This is a genomic window from Rossellomorea sp. FM04394 (genome assembly GCF_041889765.1).
Classification (GTDB): domain Bacteria; phylum Bacillota; class Bacilli; order Bacillales; family Bacillaceae_B; genus Rossellomorea; species Rossellomorea aquimaris_B.
The window spans coordinates 690,978-716,039 of record NZ_CP168654.1 but is presented as its reverse complement, the minus strand read 5'-3'; the positions used below and the strand labels follow the sequence as shown (position 1 = coordinate 716,039).

Here is a 25,062-nt window from a genome sequence, read left to right as displayed (position 1 = left end):
CACTACAAGTAACAATAAAGAATGGGTGAGGGTATGTTTCCACTGGAAAGACGTGAAAGAATCATGGACTTATTAAAAGAAAAGAAGGTATTAAAACATGCAGAACTTACGGAAGAGTTAGGCATATCCATTGATACACTTAGGAGAGACTTGAATATTCTTTCTGAAAACAGAGAGATCGAGAAGATTTATGGAGGAATCAAATTAGTTGAAGATGACTTCGGGGAATCCGCGATGGCTGATCGCATGGTGAGCCGCCTCGAGGAAAAGGAAAACATCGCACGACTATGCAATGAACAGATTCAAGAGGGAGATTGCATTTACATCGACAGCGGCTCCACGACCTACCAATTGGCCAAAGCCATCAAAAACAGAAAAAACCTGACCGTCGTGACCAATTCACTGCCTGTCATCACGGAGCTCATCAACAGTGAAGTCGAGCTCATCATCATCGGCGGCAAAATCAGAAGACACGAAAGCTCCGTCGTCGCCTACGACTACATTTTCAATTTCGACGAGCTGAACATTGTCAAAGCCTTTATTTGCGCGAGCGGAATTACAACCGAGAGGGGCATATCCGATTACAACCTTGAAGAAGCCGTCACCAGGAAGAAAATCATCGAGCTCTCGAAAGAAGTCTATGTGGCAGCAGACCACACAAAATTCGGCAAAGAAGTCACCGTCCGGATCGCCCCACTTGAGAAGATTGATTATATCGTGACAGATCAGCACGTTAGTAGCCATTGGATTGAGGAATTTAGCACCTGCAAGACGAAGCTGCTCGTTTCAGAGTAATCGGGCATACAACAAGAAAGCCGCGACACCCGTGCTGTCGCGGCTTTTTTGGGACGGAGGGACAGGTCCCTTGTCCCATTCCCCCGTTGAACAATTGTCCCTTTTACATAGCCTGGTTTTTAGATAAAGATCCTCGAAATGACCAACTATCATCAATACTCAACAGAAGGAGCACCTCCGCCATTTACCTTCCCAATCATCAGCCCCATGAACGAACCAACCCGACCTTCATCCTCCCCAAGCTCTTCCCGAATCCACTCAAACTCGCTCTTTAAAAGACTCGCAATCTCCCTCGCAGCCTTCTCATGCCGGGAAGGCGTCATCTCTTCATAAATCCCCACTACTCTATCCTGTAACTCCTGTGGCAAATTCCTATGAATCGTCTTCAATCCAAGAACCGCCCGCTCCTTCGCATATCTTGCCAGCAGGATGATTGTCACGCTCCTCATACAATGCCGGAGCATTTCCACTGCCCACGTATGATTCCCTCTCTCCGCTGCTTTCTGATGTTGAAACAGGAACCAGGCTGCGTCAAGGACGTGATCCCTGAACTGCTCTTCTGAGAGGAGGAGGTTTTGAGTAGATTCATATTTTCCCATGAGATGGTCAGGATCATATAACACAGTAAAGAAATCTTTTTCTTGTAACGTTTTTTCCGTCACCGTGAAAAGATCGATGTGCAGCCAGTCTTCATAGATGGCGATGATTTGCGGCGCAATGATGAAGATATCATCATGGAAAAGGAGATCCTTGTACGACATCAAGTGATCAAGGCGCCGAGTCAGGAATTCCTTCTCTTCCCCTTCCTCCACCAAACAATACAGATCGATATCCGAGTGTTCATCGTGTTCCTTCCGTCCCATCGACCCCTTTAGGAAGACACTCCGGACACTGGGATCCTTTTTTAAACTCTCCAGCACTTTTTCCACGGCCATTTCCTGACGCATATCCATTTCCCCTTCGTTAAAAAAGTATATTACGCCATTATACCAATTTTTACATACTACACATACATTCAGATTCAATTTAAAACAGAAACTTTCCAATTCAAGTAAGCGGGTGGGATAGGGCTCCCTGTGGGCTCTATTTTCCCCCAATGATTCAGTCTTTCAAAGAAGCCTTGAGCAAACTCCCCATGATACAATAAAGCAGAAAGTGTTTGTTTATTTTAAGGAGGGAATAATCATGTTCACATCAGTCAATGATTTCTTACAAGAATGGAAACAAGAAGCCGCAGTCACTCAAAAAGTGATGGATGCACTGACGGACGAATCACTGAAGCAGGAAGTGGCACCTGACTTATACAGCATTGGAAGCGTCGCCTGGCATATCACGGGAGCTACATACTACTTCCCTGCTCAAGTCGGGATTACATTCGACGTGCCGGATCTTCGGAAAAGTGCACCGGCAACTGCCTCGGAAATCAGTGAAACGTATAAGTTGGTCAGCGATCGTCTGATAGAAGCCGTTTCTGAACAGGTTTCCGATGAGAAGATGAACGAAATGGTGAATCTTTTCGGCATGGAGATGCCGATTCAAGCCGTGTTCCGCCTGCTCATTCAGCACCAGGCCCACCACCGCGGTCAATTGACGGTCCTCATGAGACAAGCTGACTTGAAGGTTCCTGGCGTCTACGGACCTAGTAAGGAAGAAATGGAAGCGATGAATGCGCAGAAGAGTTAAGAAGTGATGAACAACCGGCCGGGGCCGGTTGTTTTTTTCTCGGGAGCCAGGGGAGCCATGGGGACAGGTCCCTTGGCACACCGGATCAAAAAGGTGCCACGGTACCTGTCCCCGTGGTCCCCCTGGTTCTCCATCATCACTTTTTCAGATTCGCCCTCATCAACGAAGCAATCTGTTGCTCATCTGTATATGGAATCTGTTCCAGTTGATTGATCACCAGCTCTTGCCGCTCCGATGAATGGTTTTGACTTAGCTTCGCTTTTCCTTCTATTTTATTGATTTTCATTTTGAAACCTTGAACTCCCTTGCTCAGGCCAGCGAGATACTTTTCACCTGCATTCTGTAATCTGTATGGACTGTCAGGAGCTTCATAGTTCATGACCATTTCGTGAAAGGATTCCATCAACTCTTTTTCCCCCTCCAGAAGCTCGACTTCCCCATACACATGAACGGATACGTAATTCCATGTCGGCACTGCTTGATCCGTCTCATACCAGGACGGGGAGATATAACAATGAGGACCGTGGAAAACAGCCAGGACGATTTGATTTCCGATCTCTTTCCACTGAGGATTGGGACGGGCAAAGTGGCCGTATAAATACGTATTCTTTTCGTCTAAAAGGAGCGGTAAATGTGTGGCGACCGGCATTCCATCGTGTGAAGAAAATAGAGTGGCAAAGCTGTGTTCTTTTATGACCCCCAACGCCACCGACTTATCCGTGATTTTAAAGTCTTTAGGAATATACATTATGATCCACCTTTCCAACCGTTAATGAGAGTGTTGATGTTTCTGCTATTCACTATAAATCTTACTTAGTTTCAAGATTTTTTTCCATAAGATTTCCCCTTGTGATATAGTATCCTAGTATGAAATTGGAACGGAGTGATGATATGAATGCAACAACCAAAGAAATCACACTGATCATTATTGGTTCCCTGTTCTTTGCCCTAGGGGTGAACTGGTTCGCCATCCCGAATGAACTTGGGGAAGGCGGCGTGACCGGTATATCCATGACTCTCTATTATGTGTTGGGATGGTCACCGGGTATCACCAACTTCGTCATGAACGGGGTCCTCTTAGCGATCGGTTATAAAGTATTAAATAAACGCGTGACATGGTACACCATGCTTGCGATCTTCTTTACCTCCCTCTTCATTCATTTGACAGAAGGCATGGGCAATCCCGTTGACATCATGCTTGGGACGGTCTTTGCCGGTGCATTCATCGGGATCGGACTCGGACTTGTGCTGCGGTCAGGGGGTACGACAGGGGGATCCACCATCATTGCCCGCATGCTCAACCAGCATTTCGGCTGGGGGGTCAGCACCACGATGTTTGTGTTCGATATCCTTGTCGTCCTCGGTTCGTCGTTTGTCATCGGAATCGAGAATACGATGTACACGGGGATATCCATCTACATCAGCACGAAGATCCTCGATTACCTGATTGATGGATTCGATACAAGAAAGGCCGTCACCATCATTTCAGAGCACACCGTCTCCATTGCTGAGAAAGTGAGCGAAGAAATGGACCGCGGGGTGACCATCATCAATGCAACAGGACATTATTCAAAGGAATCGAAGGATATCCTGTATGTCGTGATCAATAAACAGGAACTCTTCCTCTTAAAGAAGACGATCCAGCAGATTGATGAGAAAGCCTTTGTTGTGGTTCATGATGTAAGGGATGTGTTCGGGGAAGGCTTTACGTTTCCGAAGACATAAAATCCTTATGTTGTGACACCAAAGCAATCCATAGCAAAAGGGACAAGGTCTTCGCCTTGTCCCTTTATTTATAAAAACTACTTCAACCAAGCTTATAAAGGTGTTAGCATGACACCATTTGCTTTCCATCCATTCCCTTCCCGTATCCTCCAACCGGCCTCACTCGCTTCTGACGTGTCCCTTCAATCAATCTCTAATAACAATTAAAGAGTGATGGATTCTATGCTTTTTCTCCCCATAGGATAAATGCTATTTAGGAGGTGTTCGGGCAAAGAACCTAGAATAAGAGATAAGTAGACTTTTTATATGCGAGAATATCCCTAAAGCAACTGGTTAATAGTTACATTTACTTGGATCTATCCTATACTTACGAAAAAAAGAGGTGGTTCATTTGGCAATCGTCACCGTTGATTTCGATGGGACTCTTTATCAAGGAAATTCCTTTACGATCATGATGGAAATCGGAAAAAGAAGATTCACCATCAGGCAGTGGGCCGTTGTTGGAAATGGGTTGGTAAAGGCCGCTGCCGTTGGTGCGGTCAAGGGCAAAAATCGGTTTCGCCATGACTTTTTCAAGGCTTTTGCCAGAGTATTCAAAGGCAGGACAGATGAAGAATTGAAAGGATTTTTCCAGGAGCTTGTAGAGTGCGGAAAGAAAGATGTTCATGAAGACCTTGTGGAAAAAATTCGCGAGCACCAAGGAAATGGCGATACCGTCGTTTTGTTGTCGGGAGCCCTTCAGCCTTTTCTAAAAATATTCACTGAAGAGTTACAGCTCGACGTCCATATTTTAAGTACCGAACTAGTATGGGATGAAGACGGAATCTGTACAGGAGAGCTGGGCAAGATTATCAACGGCAGCACAAAAGTGGAGAAGTTGCTTGAATGGATCGATTCCAATCAACACTTAGAGGATCATCATGCATCAGAAATCTGGGCATATGCGGATAGCGAAAGCGATATCCCCTTATTGAACTATGCCACCCATCCGATTGTGGTCAACCCAAAGGAAGACATGATCAAGGTTGCCGAACAAAACAAATGGGCAATCTTTGCTTCTTAAAGGGACCAGAGGGACAGGTTCCATGGCTCCAAGGGCCAGGGAACCTTTGACTCCTTCACCAATCCCCCTATTTCTCACCATTTCGATTAAAACTCCAACGATTCCCCGTCTTCCGGTACTAAAATAATTCCACTTAGATTATTTTCTTCAAGGAATTCCGAGAGTTCATCTCTTGTCAACAAACAATGATTCAAGGACTCCATATGCACCGCAATGACTTTGGCTTCGGGAGCGGCCTGATGTGTACGAAGGATATCTTCATTTGTCATCGTGATCGGTCCCCCCTCCAGAAATTGGGCTGCCCCTGCATTGACAACTATCACTTCGGGTCGATGGGTAGCGATCGCTGCTTCTACGTCAGCACACCAGACCGTATCACCTGCGATGTATAAGCTTTGTTCATCAGAGTGCTTCATAACAACCCCTGACACTTCTCCTGTCAGTTGAGTGATTTCGCCCCTGCCATGTTGGCCACTTGTTTTAACAAGTTCGATCTCCGTAAACATGGTCGGCTCTCCCAACGCTTCCACATCCAGAAAGCCTTTCTCACGGATGGTTCCTGCATCCTTCTCGTTCTGTGCAAACACCTTTAATTCCTTAGGCAGAGCATGTATGGCCGCTTCATCGAAATGATCGGGATGTAAGTGCGTCACAATGACCGCGTCAACATCCATCACTTCTCCAACTGCAATAGGAAGACCTACAAGCGGATTGGCACGGTCTTGATTTGGTGTATTCGGAAATGCGGGCATGGATTCTTTATCAGCGAAGAAAGGATCGATCAGAAATCTCTTTCCGGCGAACTCTACCACCAGGGTCGCATTTCGTATCAGTCGTATATTCATCATCGTTTTCCTCCTTCTAATGACTTCACCTATAGTATAAAATAGGGAGGAAGATCGATACATAGAAGAAATCAAGTGTTTATCGGATTCCACTTGAAAAGTGAAAGGATGGGTCGGGATGTTGGATGCCACGGATAAAAGGATTCTGGAAGAACTGTCCAAAAACGGACGGATCACCATGAAAGAGCTGGGAGCCAAAGTTCATTTGACAGGACAGGCAGCATCAACCAGAGTATTGAAACTGGAAGAAGAAGGAATCATCGAAGGGTACACCATCAAAGTGAATGACCGAAAGACTGGATTCCCGGTTCATGCCTATATCAATATTTATACGAAAAGCCTTCATCATGAGCCTTACCTCACTTGTCTTGAGGAGTTTCCCGAATATGTCATCCATAACTATAAAATCAGCGGGGAAGGCTGCTACCTCCTAGAATGCAAATTCCCCTCACACGATGAACTGGATGACTTCATCACCCAACTGACGCAATATGTAAACTACAAACTATCCATTGTCATCAACAAACGTTAGCTTCCCGCCAAAGGTCCGTCCCTCACTGCAGTAAAACTTTACCGCGGTGAGGGACGGACCTTATCCAAGTTTAGGACCGCTGACCCTTCACCACGGTTCAAAGCCGGATTACGCTCTCTTCCCTATATACCCAATTAGGTATATAATAGAGGATATCATTTTAGAAGAATAAGAGATGGATAGACGAACCAAGTATTCATTAGAACGACTTTTACTAAACTCCCTGAATAGGATGGATAACGGATGAAGACGAATGCTAGCTTTTCACCTGATGAAGAAGCCATTACAAGGTGTAAGGACTCTTCCGAACACCAACAGGTTCTATATAAACGAACATTGATCATTATCATGATCGCTCAAATCTTTGGGGGCGCAGGGCTCGCTGCCGGTATTACGGTAGGGGCGCTTCTCGCTCAGGACATGCTGGGGACGGACAGCTTCTCAGGCGTGCCGGTTGCCCTCTTCACACTGGGTTCAGCCGGTGCTGCCCTCTTTGTTGGGCGGCTGTCCCAGCGCTATGGAAGACGGATCGGTCTTTCTGTCGGTTTCTTGATCGGAGGCATCGGTGCAATGGGTGCTGTAGCTGCCGCTGTATCCGATTCTATTGCCCTTTTGTTCTTATCTCTCCTGATCTATGGTGCGGGTACTGCGACTAACTTGCAGACGCGCTATGCAGGGACAGACTTGGCGAAGCCTTCACAACGGGCCACTGCGGTCAGTTTCGCCATGGTCTCGACTACATTCGGTGCAGTCGCCGGTCCTAATCTGGTTGATGTAATGGGCCGTTTTGCCGAATCAATCAGCATTCCACCACTAGGCGGACCGTTCATTCTGGCATCTGCTGCCTACACCCTGGCCGGGATCGTCATCTTTATCTTGATGCGCCCGGACCCCTATTTCGTGGCGAGAGGTCTTTCGACACCACAGAAAACAAAGGATGACGGCATCGCCACTGAAGTGATTACTTCTTCCGAAAGGAACAAACGAGGTATTTACCTGGGTGCGACAGTGATGATCTTGACTCAAATCGTCATGGTCGCCGTTATGACCATGACTCCTGTCCACATGGGGCATCACGGACATGGGTTGACGGCCATCGGGCTGATCATCGGCATTCACATCGGTGCGATGTACCTTCCCTCACTTGTGACCGGGGTCCTTGTTGATAAGGTAGGACGCATGCCCATGGTTGTTGCATCTGCCCTGACGCTTCTTGCTGCCGGCATCCTTGCAGCGATGGCACCGACTGATTCCATCCTGTTCCTTGCACTTGCACTCGCCCTTCTCGGACTTGGCTGGAACTTTGGATTGATCAGCGGCACAGCCATTCTTGTCGACTCGACAGACCCTTTCACCCGGGCCAAAACCCAGGGAACGGTCGACGTCTTCGTCGCCTTATCCGGAGCTGCCGGCGGAGTGCTGTCAGGAGTCATCGTGGCTTTCTCCAGTTACCCGGCCCTTTCGATAGGGGGAGGAGTGGTTTCACTTGTCCTTATTCCAGCCATGATTTGGTTCCTTGTATCTTCCAAAAAAACTGGCTGAAATAAGGCGTTTCATAACGAACGTACCTGTGAATGACAACCACCCTTGTATAATCCCAAAAAGGGACAGCCCCCGTTACACTGCCATTTTCGTGTAACGGGGCTCTGTCCCTGGCTGGATCTGCCTCCTGATACAGCATTTCAATCGCCTTCCCGCTCTTCACCATTTGCTCGTTTTTCAACTGCTGCAATGGCTTCGATTTCCACCAATTGATTTGTGTATCCCAGTACAGTCACTCCTGATAACGTACTTGGGACGTCATGATCCCCAAACTCTTCTCTTATCGCATCCCAAGCCGTCACTAAATCGGACTGATTTTGAGAAGCCACAAGGACCCGGGTATAGACGACGTCCTCCAAGGATGACCCACTCTCTTTCAGTACTAGCCTCATATTCTCGACACACAGTTTGGCTTGAAGATCGTAATCATTGGCGTGAGGAACTTCCCCTTCCTTGTTAAGAGGACAAGCTCCGGCTAAAAACAGGAGATCCATGTCCGCAGGCACTCTTGCAGCGTATGCATAATCAACTTCAGCTAAATGGGATGACCGAATCAATGATATTTTTTTGTTCATGCTATTCCCTCCATGTTTTGACGAATTCTCATATTTAAGAATTCAATACCCCTAAGTATTCTTTCCAGGGACCCACATCCTCCATATAACGATTGGAAAACACCCTTACAATTTGAGATAAATGGGTCAAATCATGCACCACCCAAGTGGAGATGAGTTCCCGGGCACTGACCTTGCCGAAAGCAGGGTGCATACCCGTTGCATCAAGGGAGTATCGGTGATGGGCCACTAACTCTTTTAACTCTTCCACATTCGTAGCCCTGAGAGAAGCAAATTCCTTGATCTTCTCTTCAAGACTTTTAGAAGTACCCTCTTCTAAATGGGAGAAACGATCAAAAACAGGAAACACCGACCCTTCCCCCTCTTGAAAGATCATCTTCAATCTCGGTATCCAATTGTGTTTCTCCCCTTCGATTAAATGCTCCACAACTCCAGTGGCATTCCAGGTCCCCTCCCCTTCATCACACTCCAACCATCCTTTTGACAAACCGGAAAGGAAACATTCAAGGGTCTTCGGGGTTCTCTCCAAGACCTCGATTGCTTCATTTAATTCAAAGTTCATGCGCTTCCCTCCTCAATGGATTTCTTTGAAAATGAGACGACAGGCTGTTTCACCTTCCATTTCTACGAATTGCCCACGTTAAGGAATCAATCCTATTGATCTCTTAAGTTAAGTTCGACGTAGGGGAATGAATCCCTTGTCGGCACACAAAAAGGCTGCCCGCAAGTCACGGGCAACCCAACTGAACGGATTACACAAAATGCACAACCATTCCAACCACTAGATAAACAATACATACATGCGTAACGATCGTCTTCACTTTCGAGTCGCCTTCCATATTCATCATGGAATGGTGATGACCGGACTTCATAAACAGTCGATTGAGATAGATGGAAAGCATCGCAACGATGGCAAATACGATGTTTAACCAAAAGGTATAATCGATTTGGAATGGTGATTCATTCATCACTTGTTTTGCCTTCTCCGGGATCAACCCGATAGCCGTAAACGCATAATGCATTCCCATCGCTGTCAGGATGATGGATAGGTAGAAGATCCCTGCAATGTATAATGCCGTTTTCAATCCATAATACTTTTTGTGAACCGCCACAATCGGTGGTACGACTAGATCAGAATAGATGAAGGCCATGATCCCGGCAAAGGCCACTCCGCTCGATGCTAGGATCGTGGCAATGGGAATGTTCCCCATGGATCCGATGAAGGTGAGCATGGCAACGATCGGACCGATCAATGCATTCTCCAGCACCTTCCAAAATGAGTCGGGTTGACCGGCAAGGAAGAACATTTTCCACGTATCTTCAGATATGAATGTGGCCATGATCCCCGCAATCGTAAATCCGATGGTAATCTCCTTCCAGACCATTTGCCAATTCATCACAAACTCATGTCCTACCTGATACCAGCCCTCTTTGGTTTTAATTTTTTCTTTCCAATTGAATTCCTCTTCGCCTTCGTCTTCGTCCTCCACATGATCCTTCGCTTCCTCCACCAGCTTCTTAGGATAAGTGATTTTCACAAGAATCCAGGTAATGAAGATCAGGACGATGCCCCCAATCATTTCAGCAACCACGAACTGCCACCCTAGAAAAATATAAATTAGAATGCCTAATTCAATCACAAGATTGGTAGAAGCAAATAAAAAGGCCAGGGTAGGAATAAAATGAGCCCCTTTTTTGAAAAGATTCCTTCCTGCTGCCAGTGCTGCAAAGGAACAGGAGGAACTGATCGCCCCGAAGAGTGTGGATAACCCAACAGACTTCAAGCTTGGATTCCCCATAAACTTCACCATTTTATCCTTCTGCACAAAGGCCTGGATCATGGAGCTGATCAAGTATCCGAGTACGAATGCCCAACCGGATTTCCAGAAATAACCCAGTGAGGTCTTCGCAGATTCGCCAACCAATTCTAACAAGTAATCATCTCCTTTTCTGTGATAAAGATCTGCTATATTTTATTGTTACCCACTATTTATGCAGAATTTTTGCATGTTGTTTTAATTGAGGAAAAACGCATCAGGGTATACGATCATTGTACTTTTACCACTAACTGTTTTAAGTAACACTTGATTTTTATAAAAAAAGTGCCAGCCCCGGTGCGTTATGCACTAACGCACCGGGGCTGGCATCAAAATGGGGCCAAGGGACCTGTCCCCATGGCTCACTCCACCACCCGCGGCCCCACCACATGCAGCACGATATCCGCTGTAAAATGAGCGATCATGGCAAATTCAAGTCCCATGAAGACGAAGAGTGCGCCGAACACGAGGCCACCTATCCCATTGATGACCAGCATGCTGAGGAATAGGGCCAGTGTCATCTCAAAATTAGAGGCCGCCACGCCATAATGCATGATCCCGAAGACGAGGGAGGCCATGAAGATGGCCGTCCATTTCTTCGCTTTGGTCGCCGTTCCTTTGAATACCTTCATCTGAAGCCAAATCAGCACCGTGACCAGGAAGAGACGGAAAATCGACTCTTCATTCACGGCTGCACCGAATGACCCCAATGTCCCAAGCCACCATGCGGGTTCATTGAGTGACGAATTATCCACTCCGAGTGGCTTCGATACAATCAGGCTGAAGATGCTGATGGCCACACCTGCGAGTACCCCGTATATGGCGGATTGCATGATTGGTTTCTTGAATAAACGAAGCGGTTTTCCTTTGTTGAAAAAGGCTTCGATGATCGGGGCCTTGAGCTTCACCTTCTTTGCAAGCCATAAGGCGATGAATAGCAGAATCCCGGCTTCCAATAGCACCTGAATGACGTAGAACAGGGTGAAGGACAGCTTGCTCAGTCCCATGACTTCATGAAGGTTCTCACGTGCGATGGCATAAGGGGCGATGGCCAAAGCGCCCACTATATTCAAGATGAGTAGCGTGAAATAGACCTTCCAGTTGATGAGACTCGGTCTTTTGCCTTCATGAGCGGCAGCGACCAACCGGTGTTCTTCCGTTTCTTCACTTTCATCATAGCCGTCCACTTTTTCCTGAAGATCCATGATGAATGGTTCCGGATTGTCCATCGATAGCAGAGCTTTCTTCACTTCTTTTTTCTGGCCGAAATAGCCTCGTGCATAAATGGTCTCCTTGAAGATGATTTCATACTTCAATTCATCCATCATGCCGAATACCCTGGTGAACACCCTTGGAAGCATGCTGACATGGTAGGCATTCTTCTCATGTATGATACCGCCGCCCTTATTATACTGCGTTCTTGCCGGTTGAATGGCTGCGACATCCCTGATATGAAAGGTCAATGATCTTCTCACCCCGACGTTCATGACGACTTTGTTTCCTTTTATCCGGATTGGCGAGTTTCTGACTAGGTTATAATCTCCCAGCATGTAGAGGATGCTGTACACATGGAGCACTACCAGGATATTGGCCCTGAGTGGATCGATTTCTTTTAAATAGATGTGAAAGACAATCCCCTCGATCACCTGCTCATGAAGAAGCGCGATGAACAGCCAGAAATAATTCGATCCCTTGTGATAATAATAGCTCTGGATTCCTTTGTCATTGCCTTTCTTCCTCTTCCATCTGAACAAGGCGTAGAAAAGAATGATCCACTCTTTTTTCAAGATGGTCATGAACGGGTTGCTGTCCATGTCCCCCCTTCTGTATTTCACAAACAGGATGACGGCACCGACCTCCGCCAGGGTGATGAGTATGATGATTGAGATGATCAACTGAGTATCCATCTGTTTCCCCCTTTAGCTGAATCGCTTCATCTGGAACCAATAAATGAGGTATTGAACGACACCCATTCCGATTAATAGAATGATAGGAAAATAAGGTATGTGGTGTAAATAAGCGGTCAGCGCAATCCCGATCGGAATCGCGAAGGCAAAGAAGGTATACACTTTCCTCGTCGCCTTGAACGTCAGCCACTGCATCCCCTCATCTTCTTCCCGCAGCTCCATCGGGATCACGCTCGGTTTGATCCGATTTCCCGGATGCCGTCTGTTATATATTGGAATGATCGCCATCATGATGAGGATCGGAATCCCGAGCACCATGGAATCCACCACGAGCCAATCCGGGATATGGTCCGCATAATGATCTCCCAACATGATGATCCCAAGGCCAATGATGAGAACGGCATTGAACAATGGTGACTGAAATATCTTCTTTAACATGAATCTCTCTCCTCTTCCAAGCGAAATATCTCTTCAACCGGAACATTAAATGCATGTGCCATCTTCAGAGCCAGCGTGATGGACGGCGCATAATCCCCTTTTTCGATCAATCCGATCGTCTGTCTGGTGACGCCGATTCGGTCAGCCAGATCCTGCTGGGTAAACCGGAACCTGGCACGCAATTCACGAACAGAATTATTCAACATCTACCATTTTTCTCCTTTTATGGATTTGTTACCTTAAATGTAAGGTATCCTTTGCATTATGTATAGGATGTTTTACTTTATTTGTAAAATGGACATTTGATTGTGGCGGAATTGTTAATAATTGTATTTCTTGTTGACAAGTGGATTTTTCTGAGGAAAGGAAATGATGAGAGGCTATAGCTACGCTCGTACCCCATCCTTTAGAAAGTAAATAAACAAAAAAGAGAGGTGAGTCACTCTTTCATGACTCACCTCTCTTCTCTAACTCTTCGCCAACAACTCATAGCTGACCACCCCATGAGCTACTTTGAAACCGGCAGCTCTATATAGATTTATCGCCTGGTGATTCTGCTTGCTGACACAAAGGGTGATGTCAGCAATTTCATCGTGATGAAAAAGATGTTGGATAGAAGCTTTGACTAGTTGGGTCCCTATCCCCTGTTTTCGATACAAAGGGGAAACCGCAATAAATTCAATATCTCCTTCTCCGTGCTCTGGATTCGTCTCGATATAGGAATAGCCTTTTATTTGCTGACTTCCATCCTTCATAATGAGGAGTTGATTGTGTTGATCGGAAAGCAAACCTAGAATGTCGTCAGCACTGTAATATGCGCCCGGAAAGGCGGAATGATGAAGCTCTGAAAAGGACTCCTTGAAATGAAGGGAAAAAGGTTCAACTTCACAAGAATCGATTAAATTATAATGCTCCCGCTTTACTTTAAGAATGAGATGTTCACCCTTCTCTACGGCTTTTATATCATAAAGGAACTCCCTGGCTTGTTCATTTTCTTCATTAATAAAGAAATAGATTCTCTCTAATCGTTTTTCAAGTGAAGAAAGCAGCCTTTTCATAAGTTCACTGGCTATGTTGATCCAATCTTCCTCTTCATCCACGAAAGGTCCCCAAGCTTCCGCACTTTGATCTTCCAAGTCGATATCAAACCCCAGTGCGCCAATCATTTGCTCACCCCGGTATGCAACAAGGAAGGACTTGGATGCGCCCAAATCGGAAAAATCCGTCTCTAATGAGTCAAGAATCTCACTTGCCTTCTCCCCGCAGTACCCTATATGATGCTGTGATTGATTGTTCTTCTTTTCAATAAACCGGGAGAGCTGTTCAAGGCTGACAGGCGGTTGAATGGTTATTTGCATGGTACATCATACCTCCTAATAGTGTCCAAATAAACCTTTAAGTTTGGCCACCTTTTCGCATTTTTTGAAAATTGTTATACCAATGATAAAATACAAACAGGAATTTATAATTAAGAATAAGATATCGGTCAAAGGGATTTCATATAGGCTTAACTCGTTGATAGCAATATCCCTTATCAACTGCAAGCCAAACATAAATGGCGCATACTTAAGAATCGGAAATACGGTTAAGGGTACAAACGTCATAGCCATAATGACAAATTGAAACAATTGTAGAATATAATCAACTTGCTTCAGGACAATTGTTATACCTGCTAAGGCATACCCTATTCCAAAAACCCCTACCAAGGTGAGCAATAATAAGGGGATAATGGAAAATAAATCGATATTCAGCCACTGACTCGATGTCAGCATAGCAGCAACCAAAAGGACAGTTATGGAAATTAGATTAATAATGATCGTACTTGTCATCCTTGCGAACATTATTATCCAGAGCTTATAAGGGGTCATGGATAATTGCTCAAGAGTACCCTGACCGGCTTCATTTGAAATTTCCCACCCTAATCCCTGTGTTACTGTTAATACTAAGAACCAGAAGACATAGTTAAGTATGACCATTTGAATGTTGTAATCTAGCTGGCTTGGGTCTCCAACCAGTGTAATACCAAAGAAGAAACCCAGGAAGACGATATAAAACATGATCAGCTCGCTGATTGTATTGGGGAGGTATCTTCTCATATAAATAAATTCTCTTCTTAAATTTGCGATAAATATATTATATGACACCATGATCCTTGGTCCTCCTTATAATGTCGAGGAAAACTTTCTCAAAATCTATCTGATCCCGTTCGATACTATCAACTAATATATGAAATTTCTTAAAAATCTCCATTACTTCGTAGAAGTCTTCATTTCTCGTAAGGGTAATTTTAAACACTTCGCCCTCTGCGGTTTCCACAAGTGATGAATTATCAAAGAGATTAGCAAGATTAAATCGTTGTTGTTCCGATAACGGTTCATTAAACCTAAATATATATGATTTCACATCAAATAATCTTAGTAATACATTTACAGATTCATCTGTTACAATCTCTCCATCATTAATAATAAGAACTCTTGAACAAAGCTTCTCTATTAATTTCATGTCATGTGAACTTATGAGGATAGTTTTGCTTTCGCTTTTTGCTATTTCTAACAAAAAGTCAATAATTTCAATATTCGACTGTACATCAAGCCCCAAAGTTGGTTCATCTAAAATTAACACTTCAGTATCTAACATTAATGCAACAATAATCGCAACCTTTTGCTGCATGCCTCGAGATAGGTTTTTTACCAATTCATCTTTTTTTTCATAAAGATTAAATCTCCTTAGAAGAGGAAGAAGCTTGTTTTCTATTTTCTTTTTTCCTACTCCCCTTATTCCAAGGAAATATTCCACGTTTTCCTTAACAGTCAATCTCCAATATAAATTACGGTTCCCTTCCAATACCGAGCTCACATACTTGATAGCTCTTTTATCTGAATGAATGAGGGGAGTGTCATGTATAAATATCTCACCCTCGTCTGCTTCTATTAAGTTACATAAAATCTTGATAAGGGTGGTTTTACCAGCACCATTGGAACCAAGAAGCCCCACTACCTCCCCTTTGTTAATCGAAAAGGAAATGTCACGAAGAACATCTACCTTCGTCTGTTTAGACTTGTAGCTTTTTTGTATATTTTTTGCTTTTATCATCATATATTCTTCTACTCCTATAGATTGATTAAATCGACTGGCTTCAAGTGAGGATAGTCTGTTTTCAAACTTGAAATAGACGGATATTTTGATATTTTCTTTAATAAGTGAATGAGAAACTCCATTGCAGGTCCTTTTCTGGCCCCCATAGCTACCTTAAATAACCCTTTTCCTTCTAACGTATTGGGAATGATGACTTCGTATCTGTGATGCCGGAAGCCAAAACTCGAGCCGTAAATCACATTTACTTCGTTCTTTCTAACCTCTTCGTTCACGACAGCAAGAAGGAAACCGTAATTCTCCAACATGTCTTCCCTTAGGTGAAAGACAACGAAAGGTGCTTTCGCCCAATCATTACTAGAATGTTTAGAGGGATGAGCGATTTTATTGAATAGTCCTTGTGTTTGAATAGATTCCGAGAGCTCGGCATTGTTATTAAACACAGAATGACAATAGTTATGAAAGGATTCTTTGTTTAAAAAGAATTCATGGTCAAGAAGCGCAATTTCTTCATATGTCAATCCTGTCCCAAGTATTGTCCTAACTTGTCTAATGTAATTCGCTAAATCATTTGCTGAAGGTAATATCTTATTCTGTTTATATGTATATATATTTATTAGACCTCCGTTAGAGAGCTCCAATCCCTGCTGATCAAGCTTAAGAATAGAATGTATTTGAACAACTATAACGTTTGGTACAATCTGTATTCGATTTAAAAAGGAGGAAATATTTAACGAATCACCATTCAAGGTAGTATCCAGAACAATGACCTTTAAACCTTCTTTCGAGTGATCAACAAGCTGATCAACAAATAAATTTAAATCAAAAACTTCAAGCTCCCAATTATATCTTACAGGCTCAATAAAAAAGATATCAGTCATTGGAATTGCTTTAAAAAACTCCACCTGATCCTTAAAATTGTGAATGGCGGTACATTCTCTTCTATATAGATCCGTTAATACTCTAGTTTCAAAATATTCACTCCAAGTACTTACAATCAGATTTTGACTTGAAGAAGGCTTAATCATTCCAAAGATACTCTGTAAAAACGTAGAGATCGCTGCCATGCCGCTTGATAGCATTATGTGATCATGAAACCAATGTTCTGGAATTTCTTTATAGTTCTCTGCTTTAGACTCTAAAATCTTGGGCTGAATATTTCTCTCGTAACTAAAATCTATTCGATTACCTGAAGGTAACAGCTTCTCGTTAGTTAACGGAGGCGACTTCAGTTGATGGTTGGTAATTCTCTGTACATGTTCAAACCAAAGTACTCTCAATTCTAATACTAATTGATCAATCTCCTTCTCAGTATGAAATGAATTTAAATCGTTCTTTTCAGAAAGCTGGAAATTTGATAATTTCTCCAGCCATTTCCTGTGTTCTGGCAGGTGAATACTCTCAGAAGAAAAGAAGGATTGATATACCATGTGGATATCCATTAATTCGCTCATTAATGGATTGTCTTTATGTATGAGTAATTCCATAATCAGATCCCGCCTTTATTAACATATCATTTCTTAATATCCATTCCTCTGGCAAAGGAAAACCATGTAAGTTCCGCGCCATACTCGTAACATAAGCCCCTACAGGCGTTAACAAGAGCCTATCTCCTGATATTAATATTGCATGCTTGGAATTTTTTACGAAGACATCATGTTCGTAACATGTGTTTCCGTAGATATCATGAATTTCTTCTTCTTGATTTAGGGTGTAGCTATGGACTACTTGAGGGTAGGACCAATAGGTTAAATTCCATGCAGAACTATCTAATGTAACAGCTCTTTTTCCATTCATAACATCTGATGAACGTACTGTTGCATATAAATAACCTGACATAGCCAATAAAAGCATCCCAGGTTCTATCACAACCCTAATTTTTTTTTGTAAGCTTGCATTAATTCTTCTAATCGATTCCCCCACTAAAGCCCAGGTTTTCTTTACCTCATCTGCATTGGAATATAAATAGGTAATTCCTCCACCTAAGTTAATTATTTCTAAATAAGGAAATTTATTAATATTTAATTCCAAAAACTTCATTACCTTCTCCATTACTTCAGAACTCTTCATTTCTCCCAGATGCAAGTGAAGCTGAACGGTGGTTAACTGATTATCTTCTATGATCTCCCATATTTCCTCTGAGAGTATATCGATTCCAAAGCGACTGTTTCTCCCAAAAGATATCTGATTGTTTCCTTGACTAAGTTCAAATGGCAACCTAATTCTCATACCTATCTTATGGCTAGAGAAGTTGGACTTTTCTACGTATTGCTTTAATTGTGAAAAACTATTAAAATCAGGAATAATATTATAAGAATATAAATATTCTAATTCTTCAACTGAGAAAGAAGGCGAAGTGGCAAATACAGGCGACATCCCTGAATTCAGGGCTCCCTCGAGTTCATGCAATGAAGCCACATCAGCACCAACTTTAAGTTCACTCAATATATTCAAAATCATTGGATTCCGATTGGCCTTTATGGAGAAGCACAATTCTGCACCAGGTATGACAGACAAGTCATTTCTTAATTTCAAAACAGTCTCTCTAATCGTCTCATAATCATAAATGATAGACGGAGAGTTTATATCTGGTTCTTTAGTAAGTAGATACGTTGGAATTTTTGATATGATGCTCATATTGATCCTTTCTATTCATTACTTTAGAGATTACACTGAAGATGATTTCTGAAACCATAACCCCTTCTATATCTCTTTCTAAAAAGGGTAATAGTTCCACAACATCTAGACCAGACAAATTTACATGTTCAGTTATTAACTCAATGATATTCATCAATTCGATATATGAGAAACCATTTGGCAAAGGCGTCCCTGTTGCCGGCATGATGGATGGATCTAATACGTCCACGTCAATAGTCAAGTAATATCTTATGTCCTTACGCAGAATCGTCTTAAGTTCCTCTATATGATTAAATACACTTTTTCCAGGATACTGAATAATTTTCGGGTGACTTACCTTTTCTTGTGTCAACTGACGAATGCCAATTTGAATAACATGCTCCACATTTTCAACGGGCAGGACAGCATCAATAAAATTCCCATGATGAACCGAATCCCGCCAATCATCGAATGAATTCATCCCAAAATCTGAATGGGCATCCAACTGGATGACTCCAATTTTTACATGGTTGGCTGCCACCCCTTTTATACATGGGAGAGAGATTGAATGGTCTCCTCCGATCGTTACTGGAAAGATTCCTTTCCTTATAACTCTGCCTATTAATTCTTCTAACGCATCAAACTCTTTGCCATTTTTAGAGAATACAACTGAATGAATATCCCCACAATCCGCCATTCGAATTCCCTCTAGTTTTTGTTGATCTTCAATAGGGTCATATGCCCCCTTTAGGTGAGTACCATCATATTGAAAAAGGGACCCACTCACCCTTCTTAAGTAACCTGGAGCCAACCTAGTGCCTGGTTTATGTGTTACATTTAAATCATAAGGCATGCCTATAAAAACAAGATCACACCAATCTCCTTCCAAGCATTGATCGATAGACATGACCGGTGTATTAAAGATACCTCCTTTTCCTGTTCCTACATTTGTTTCGAGAGGTATATACTCACTAATAATATTTTGTTCATAAAGATATTCATGAACCTCTGCGCTAGTTTTTTCATCTACTTGGAATTGATCTCTAAGCAAGTGAAAGACTGTTTCTTTTGTGGTTGCAAGTGAGTATGCATTCATAAATAAAATAAGTTTCTTATTAACAACAAGTTCCCACCCCTCTTTTGAGTCCCATATAGAATAGTTCTCTTCTGAAGGATTATAGTTTATGGTTAGTCCACTTCTTAATTTGTAATAAATCTTATTCACTGCCATGCCCCCTCACGATTTTAACTAATTCTTCCCCTTTGAGTAAGTATTCTGCTGGTAGAGGTATTCGATTGAATAACCGTGAATTCGTCATCGTATAAGCTCCTGATGCAGTGAATAACAAGTTAGCACCTACATCAATGCTTTTGGGCAGTTCAAAGGTCATCATTTTTCCATTTGTATCTTTTCCAAAGAAGTCGCCTTCATATAGGGTATTTCCTGCAATTAGAAATTTTTCTGTTTCAATTGCGTCCGTGTCTAACGAAATGACCTGAGGTTTATGCCAGGGTGCAAGATTCCAAGCAGAGGAATCAACTGTTAAGATTTCTGAACGAAAGAACTCCTGATACTCTTTAGACAGTATTGAAGTGATTAAATACCCACATCCAGCCAGTAATGCACCACCTGGCTCAAATCTAGTATGGAGTACACGTTTATGAGTGCTTTGCCACTTCAAGATCAATTCATTTAATAATGTCAAATAGCGTCTGGTTTTTATCCGGTCAATATAGAAATGAAACAAACCACCTCCATAGTCAATTGTATGTACATCAGGGAATTCCTCAGCTATTGCAAGCAAATACTGAGCTTTATAAATTAACGACTCAGGAGTCATTTGCCCGGTATGGACATGTAATCTTGTAACAGTTAAACCATATCGTTCTAAGATAATTGGTAGTTTATGATTTAATATATCAATACCAAATCTACTGTCTCTACCAAACGTCGATTCTGATTCAAGTTCTTCAGGCAGGGGGATTCGTATTCTTAACCCGATTTCAGTACCGGGGAATTTCACACCATATAATTCAATTTGAGAGAGGGAGTCTAGATCAATGGTTATTCCCTCTCTATGAAACTCTTCCATATCTACTTTTTTATATGCTGGTGAAGTTGTCGTGATCTCTTTGAACCCAGCTCTTTTAGCAAGATGATATTCTCCTATACTTGCTACATCACAACCAAGCCCCCAACTTGCATACAATCCTAATAAATGAGGTGTATGTGTAGCTTTTACCGCGATATTTAACTTTGCATTTTCTACGAGCGATAAATCGTCTTGTATCCGTCTCACAACATCTTTCATACCTTGGTAATCATAAATAATAGCAGGGGTTTTTACTTTCGAAGCCAGTTTGAACAATGATTCATGGGGCTGTGAATAGAGAGCTTCAATATTTTTCATTTGTTCGATAGCGCTCATATAATAGTACCTTCCTTCTTAATAATTAAAGTATTTGATGGATCCCGTTGAAGATTTTAATGTATTAGAACTTAATTAAGATTATGTTCAGATGTAACTATTAACTTAATTAGCAGTGTAACGTGGACGTGAGCCCCCCAGAATGGTTAGGTCTAAATTTACGACAGAACTTCCCTTCTTCTCTGCGCTTAGTACTTCTCCAGCCTCGATTGAAGTTGCATTTACTGTAATTTGATTTAAACGATTTTCTAAGTTTTTCATTATTTCTCCATCTCCCTTTTATCTATTTTTTCAACGGGATCCATCAAACACCTTATTAAAAATTCAGTTTTATTAACACACTCTAATTGTAAACATATGTTAAAATATTTTTGTATTGGGGAAATTTTCAACTATTCAAAAGGGGTGACAGTGGGAAATTGGACTTAGGAAAAATCATTAAATATAACAGAAAGATTAAACATTTGACACAAGAGTCAGTATGTAATGGGATATGTTCTGTCACTCACATGAGTAAGATTGAAAATGATATTACCCATGTTGCTGATGAAATCATTCAATTAATCTGCGATCGTTTAGGAATAAATCTTATGGAGGAAATGAAAAAAATAGAAGATTTAGAGGATAGGATCAAGCAATTTCATGTATCCCTGATTTGGAAAGACACCAGTAATATGCACAGTTATGCTAAAGAGCTCTCTAAACAAAAAGAGTTGCTAAAACATACCCATCTATATAATCAGTACCTAATTTGTATAGCACGGTATGAAATGTTTAATGGAAAAATGCGTCAAGCATTCAGTAAATTAAAAAAGCTATTACATAATACAAGCAAATTTCCCCAATACGAAAAGGATTTAATAGCTCACCATTTTGGTATATATTATTTATTAAATGCGAATAACGAAAAGGCTTTATACTATTTAAAACTAACCTCAGACAGCTACAGAGAGTCTTCACCAGAATTCTATTACCATTATTCATTAGCCTTTAGTAACTTAGAGTCCAAAGCGTTAGCTTCGTATTACTCCGAAAAAGCATTAAAAACCTTCAAAGAACAACATAATATGGAAAAAATCTTAGAAACTGAAATGCTCAGAATCAACCAGCTTAGTGGACAAACAGAAGATGAGAGGAATTTCATCATCAATCAATACCTAGAATTATTAAGATTGACTGAGTTATTCAGGAAAAACCACCCATTAATTCCAAAAATTCTTCACAATTTAGGATATGAGTATCTTGAAAAGGGACACTTCGACACCGCTAGTAGTTATTTCAAAAAATCAATGAGCCTTAAACGAATTGGAGACCCTTACTATCTATCTTCTTATTTCTCATTTATCAACTGCTTAATATACAAACAGGAGATTCCAGTTGATGCCGTTCTACAAAAAATAGAAGACGGCTACCAAATCGCAGATAAACAAAAAGACGAAAAACACAAACTACTCTTCACCTATCAGAAACTTCAACTTTCGAAAAAAGAAAATGAAATTCTCACGCATTTAATAAAAGAACTACTTCCATTTTTCAATAAAACCGATAACCATACTCTATATAAGATATATGGAAAGGTAGCCTTTGATCTGTGCTTTAAACAGAAACAAATGAGACAAGCTGCAGCTATCGCAAAAAAAATGTTGGATTGAAAAGGAGATTATATATGAAGAAAATGTTAATAATAAGCAGCCTTTTTCTAATATTAGGTTTATCCTTCAATAACGAAGAGTATAACGAAAGTGGAAACATCGAAACCATATCTCCGGATAATGAGAAACATCCGCCTTCGGTAATCTAAAAGTCCGTTGACAAATTTATTGACACGAACAGAACAGATATAGCAACCGGAAAGGAAATAGGACTAATGGGAGTTAGGGAAAAGAAAAGATTACGTAAAAAGCTATATAGGCATAGTTTTTCTTTAATTCCCAAATTTTAAGTTTGTAAATATTTTATATCAATAATAACCAGTGACACTTATATACAATATAGAACACATTTGATATTCTCATGAGCAGTAAAACCCCAGTTTACTCCCATAAGCCCTTCCATATAAATATCTTGATACTATTATCGTTCAGCAAAAAACAGTCTATATTTCTAGTACTGTTCAAGGCTGACAGGCGGTTGAATGGTTATTTGCATGGCACATCATACCTCCTTAAGAGCCGCAGGGACAGGTCACCTTTTTTTCGGGGCTAAGGTACCTGTCCCCATGGAACCCATGGAACCTAGAGTTTTTTTGCAAAAGACAGCCCTTTTTCTTTCAGATTCTCATTCAGAATACGCACTGCTTTCGGTCCTACTCCATGAATCTTCAGGATATCTGATTCCGACACGCTGGTAAACTGCTCGAGGCGGTAAAATCCGGCTTGATGGAGCCCACGGTTCGCGGGCTTACTGATTTTAGGCAGTTCACTTTCTGGTGTTGAGTTATTGGTCATGTCCCTATCCCCTTTCTTTTCTTTTATCTTGCAATACAACTAAATCGAATGCTTCTGTTTAGTATAAGTATTCTCCCTAAATTGTGCTGTTCCTTTATTTCAAGGCACAAAAAAGAGCTGCCACAAGACAGCTCTTTAAGGCTATATTTACTCTAGGGCAGGTGCAGGCTTCCCCGCTTCGATCAACACTTGGTCGCGGCCCAGCATGACAGAAAGCAGGATGGTCAATACGCCTGTTCCGATGAGGAGCCATTCAATGGCGATGATATCGGCTAATGGTCCGAATATCAGCATTCCAATCGGCATCATCGAAGTGGAGATCATCCCCATGACCCCAAAGACTCTTCCCAAGTAATTCTCTTCGATTTTCTCCTGCAGCAGCACCATTGTCGGTGTATTGAAAATCGGCATGGCGATTCCGAATAAAGCCATGAAGACGAGATAGAACCAAAAGACCGGAACAATACCAAGAGCAAAGGTGCAGAATCCCATAATCAGACTTGAGAATGTCATCGTGGCAATCTTATTTTTAAACCCGCCCCAGGAAGCAATGATGGCTCCACCTGCCATCATCCCGATGGAAAAGGCAATTTCGATGGCCGTCAGTCTCCAAATATCCTCCCCGAAGCTCCGGGTGACCTGCAGCGGAGTCAGAAATGCCGCAGGGGCCATCAGTACAAAGAAGATGGAGAAGAACAGGAAGAACTTCTTCAGGAATCCATGGCTGTTGACATATTGCAGGCCTTGCTTGAAGTCACTGAAGTAGCTTGTTGTTTGTTTGCCCGCTGCCTTCTCATGCACCGAGATGTTTAAGAAGGCCAGCAGTGTGATGATCGCAATCGCTGCCGTAATGACATCGATGAAGAAGATGATTTCAATCGATGCCATCCCAAGCAATGCCGCACTGACCATGGGTGAAACGAACATAATGACAGCTTGAATGCTTCCATTCGCCCCGTTCACCTTCGTCAGCTTTTCCTTCGGGACGATCTGCGGCAAGATTGCACCGACAGCAGGAGTCTGAATCCCGGTTCCAAGGGCCCGGACTGCTGCCATGACAAACAGCAGCCAGATCGAATCGTATCCCATTAAGAAGAGGATCGCGAGAACCAGCGTTGAAGTCGCGATCAGTCCATCCGATAACACAATCAGCAGCTTCCGGTTATAGCGATCCGCCCAGACACCCGCAACCGGGGACAATAGGAAGGTCGGGATAAATCCGCAAATGATGTACAAGGTCATCATCAACCCGGACTCCGTCTCTAAGGTGATATGCCACATGATCGCGTATTGCACCAGGGACGACCCGAATAACGAGATCGTCTGACTGCTTAGAAAGAGAATGATATTCCTTAACCAATCTTCCTTTTGATTTACTTTATTCATTTCCCACCAACTCATTTCTATTATAATTAATATAAAAATAAGCCTTGCCTACTTGTTATTTTTAAGACACAAAAAAGAGGAGACTCCTCCCCTCTTTAAAAATACCGACAAATACAGGTTTTCTTAAAAATAGACAGATCAATCCCATTGCTCTGGACATAGGCAGAGC

At 42.3% G+C, this 25,062-nt stretch carries 26 protein-coding genes; 7 read left to right on the top strand and 19 right to left on the bottom strand.

Annotation, left to right across the window (positions count from 1 at the left end):
• Positions 1–21: 21 nt before the first annotated feature.
• The gene (locus ACCB35_RS03690) at positions 22–795 is read left to right on the top strand and encodes a DeoR/GlpR family DNA-binding transcription regulator (protein ID WP_374055786.1); all 774 of its coding nucleotides are present in this window, start codon (positions 22–24) and stop codon (positions 793–795) included.
• Between the two features lie 152 nt (positions 796–947).
• On the opposite strand, the gene ACCB35_RS03685 is transcribed toward ACCB35_RS03690, so the two are convergent.
• Positions 948–1,742, bottom strand: coding sequence for a nucleotidyltransferase domain-containing protein (locus tag ACCB35_RS03685; RefSeq protein ID WP_374055785.1), 795 nt, complete (start codon positions 1,740–1,742; stop codon positions 948–950).
• Positions 1,743–1,980: 238 nt separating this feature from the next.
• Here ACCB35_RS03685 and ACCB35_RS03680 point away from each other — a divergent pair, with 238 nt between their 5' ends.
• Entirely contained in the window at positions 1,981–2,478 is a 498-nt protein-coding gene (locus ACCB35_RS03680) for a DinB family protein (protein WP_374055784.1), read from the top strand.
• A 136-nt stretch (positions 2,479–2,614) separates the two neighbouring features.
• Here ACCB35_RS03680 and ACCB35_RS03675 read toward each other — a convergent pair whose 3' ends face one another.
• Complete coding sequence (locus ACCB35_RS03675; RefSeq protein WP_374055783.1) at positions 2,615–3,226, bottom strand: FMN-binding negative transcriptional regulator; 612 nt, start codon at positions 3,224–3,226, stop codon at positions 2,615–2,617.
• Positions 3,227–3,369: 143 nt separating this feature from the next.
• Between ACCB35_RS03675 and ACCB35_RS03670 the strand changes: the two genes are divergently transcribed.
• Both ACCB35_RS03670 and ACCB35_RS03665 read left to right on the top strand, forming a co-directional pair.
• On the top strand, positions 3,370–4,203 hold the full coding sequence (locus tag ACCB35_RS03670) for a YitT family protein (RefSeq protein WP_374055782.1): 834 nt from the start codon (positions 3,370–3,372) through the stop codon (positions 4,201–4,203).
• Positions 4,204–4,594: 391 nt separating this feature from the next.
• Positions 4,595–5,266, top strand: coding sequence for an HAD family hydrolase (locus tag ACCB35_RS03665; RefSeq protein ID WP_374055781.1), 672 nt, complete (start codon positions 4,595–4,597; stop codon positions 5,264–5,266).
• A gap of 86 nt (positions 5,267–5,352) precedes the next feature.
• On the opposite strand, the gene ACCB35_RS03660 is transcribed toward ACCB35_RS03665, so the two are convergent.
• The gene (locus tag ACCB35_RS03660) at positions 5,353–6,111 is read right to left on the bottom strand and encodes an MBL fold metallo-hydrolase (RefSeq protein WP_374056942.1); all 759 of its coding nucleotides are present in this window, start codon (positions 6,109–6,111) and stop codon (positions 5,353–5,355) included.
• 118 nt (positions 6,112–6,229) lie between these two features.
• Here ACCB35_RS03660 and ACCB35_RS03655 point away from each other — a divergent pair, with 118 nt between their 5' ends.
• Together ACCB35_RS03655 and ACCB35_RS03650 are read left to right on the top strand one after the other, a co-directional pair.
• The gene (locus ACCB35_RS03655; protein WP_044338660.1) at positions 6,230–6,643 is read left to right on the top strand and encodes an Lrp/AsnC family transcriptional regulator; all 414 of its coding nucleotides are present in this window, start codon (positions 6,230–6,232) and stop codon (positions 6,641–6,643) included.
• Positions 6,644–6,886: 243 nt separating this feature from the next.
• The gene (locus tag ACCB35_RS03650; RefSeq protein WP_374055780.1) at positions 6,887–8,185 is read left to right on the top strand and encodes an MFS transporter; all 1,299 of its coding nucleotides are present in this window, start codon (positions 6,887–6,889) and stop codon (positions 8,183–8,185) included.
• A 140-nt stretch (positions 8,186–8,325) separates the two neighbouring features.
• Here ACCB35_RS03650 and ACCB35_RS03645 read toward each other — a convergent pair whose 3' ends face one another.
• The 14 genes from ACCB35_RS03645 to ACCB35_RS03580 form a co-directional block, all read right to left on the bottom strand.
• A complete protein-coding gene (locus ACCB35_RS03645) occupies positions 8,326–8,760 on the bottom strand; it encodes a RidA family protein (protein ID WP_374055779.1) in 435 nt (144 codons plus the stop codon).
• A 34-nt stretch (positions 8,761–8,794) separates the two neighbouring features.
• Entirely contained in the window at positions 8,795–9,322 is a 528-nt protein-coding gene (locus ACCB35_RS03640) for a DinB family protein (RefSeq protein WP_374055778.1), read from the bottom strand.
• A gap of 190 nt (positions 9,323–9,512) precedes the next feature.
• Positions 9,513–10,694 (bottom strand): permease, encoded by a 1,182-nt coding sequence (locus ACCB35_RS03635; protein WP_374055777.1) that lies wholly within the window; start codon positions 10,692–10,694, stop codon positions 9,513–9,515.
• Positions 10,695–10,939: 245 nt separating this feature from the next.
• Positions 10,940–12,484 (bottom strand): CPBP family intramembrane glutamic endopeptidase, encoded by a 1,545-nt coding sequence (locus ACCB35_RS03630; protein ID WP_374055776.1) that lies wholly within the window; start codon positions 12,482–12,484, stop codon positions 10,940–10,942.
• 12 nt (positions 12,485–12,496) lie between these two features.
• Positions 12,497–12,922, bottom strand: a complete 426-nt coding sequence (locus tag ACCB35_RS03625; RefSeq protein ID WP_374055775.1) for a hypothetical protein — start codon at positions 12,920–12,922, stop codon at positions 12,497–12,499.
• Complete coding sequence (locus tag ACCB35_RS03620) at positions 12,916–13,128, bottom strand: helix-turn-helix transcriptional regulator (RefSeq protein ID WP_374055774.1); 213 nt, start codon at positions 13,126–13,128, stop codon at positions 12,916–12,918. Before ACCB35_RS03620 ends, ACCB35_RS03625 begins: the two co-directional genes overlap by 7 nt.
• 261 nt (positions 13,129–13,389) lie before the next feature.
• Positions 13,390–14,280 (bottom strand): GNAT family N-acetyltransferase, encoded by an 891-nt coding sequence (locus ACCB35_RS03615; RefSeq protein WP_374055773.1) that lies wholly within the window; start codon positions 14,278–14,280, stop codon positions 13,390–13,392.
• Between the two features lie 15 nt (positions 14,281–14,295).
• Positions 14,296–15,069: an ABC transporter permease gene (locus tag ACCB35_RS03610; RefSeq protein WP_374055772.1), complete on the bottom strand. Its 774-nt coding sequence runs from the start codon at positions 15,067–15,069 to the stop codon at positions 14,296–14,298.
• Positions 15,056–16,018: an ABC transporter ATP-binding protein gene (locus ACCB35_RS03605; protein ID WP_374055771.1), complete on the bottom strand. Its 963-nt coding sequence runs from the start codon at positions 16,016–16,018 to the stop codon at positions 15,056–15,058. The genes ACCB35_RS03610 and ACCB35_RS03605 overlap by 14 nt, the downstream gene beginning before the upstream one ends.
• A gap of 14 nt (positions 16,019–16,032) precedes the next feature.
• Entirely contained in the window at positions 16,033–17,502 is a 1,470-nt protein-coding gene (locus tag ACCB35_RS03600; RefSeq protein WP_374055770.1) for a hypothetical protein, read from the bottom strand.
• Positions 17,483–18,652, bottom strand: coding sequence for a hypothetical protein (locus ACCB35_RS03595; RefSeq protein ID WP_374055769.1), 1,170 nt, complete (start codon positions 18,650–18,652; stop codon positions 17,483–17,485). The genes ACCB35_RS03600 and ACCB35_RS03595 overlap by 20 nt, the downstream gene beginning before the upstream one ends.
• Positions 18,612–19,856 (bottom strand): arginase family protein, encoded by a 1,245-nt coding sequence (locus tag ACCB35_RS03590; protein ID WP_374055768.1) that lies wholly within the window; start codon positions 19,854–19,856, stop codon positions 18,612–18,614. Before ACCB35_RS03590 ends, ACCB35_RS03595 begins: the two co-directional genes overlap by 41 nt.
• On the bottom strand, positions 19,849–21,042 hold the full coding sequence (locus ACCB35_RS03585; RefSeq protein WP_374055767.1) for a hypothetical protein: 1,194 nt from the start codon (positions 21,040–21,042) through the stop codon (positions 19,849–19,851). The genes ACCB35_RS03590 and ACCB35_RS03585 overlap by 8 nt, the downstream gene beginning before the upstream one ends.
• 123 nt (positions 21,043–21,165) lie before the next feature.
• Positions 21,166–21,321 (bottom strand): hypothetical protein, encoded by a 156-nt coding sequence (locus ACCB35_RS03580; RefSeq protein ID WP_374055766.1) that lies wholly within the window; start codon positions 21,319–21,321, stop codon positions 21,166–21,168.
• Between the two features lie 248 nt (positions 21,322–21,569).
• Here ACCB35_RS03580 and ACCB35_RS03575 point away from each other — a divergent pair, with 248 nt between their 5' ends.
• Positions 21,570–22,712 (top strand): hypothetical protein, encoded by a 1,143-nt coding sequence (locus ACCB35_RS03575; protein WP_374055765.1) that lies wholly within the window; start codon positions 21,570–21,572, stop codon positions 22,710–22,712.
• A 582-nt stretch (positions 22,713–23,294) separates the two neighbouring features.
• Here ACCB35_RS03575 and ACCB35_RS03570 read toward each other — a convergent pair.
• Together ACCB35_RS03570 and ACCB35_RS03565 are read right to left on the bottom strand one after the other, a co-directional pair.
• Positions 23,295–23,507: a DNA-binding protein gene (locus ACCB35_RS03570; RefSeq protein WP_374055764.1), complete on the bottom strand. Its 213-nt coding sequence runs from the start codon at positions 23,505–23,507 to the stop codon at positions 23,295–23,297.
• A gap of 147 nt (positions 23,508–23,654) precedes the next feature.
• Entirely contained in the window at positions 23,655–24,893 is a 1,239-nt protein-coding gene (locus ACCB35_RS03565; RefSeq protein WP_374056941.1) for an MFS transporter, read from the bottom strand.
• Between the last annotated feature and the right edge of the window lie 169 nt (positions 24,894–25,062).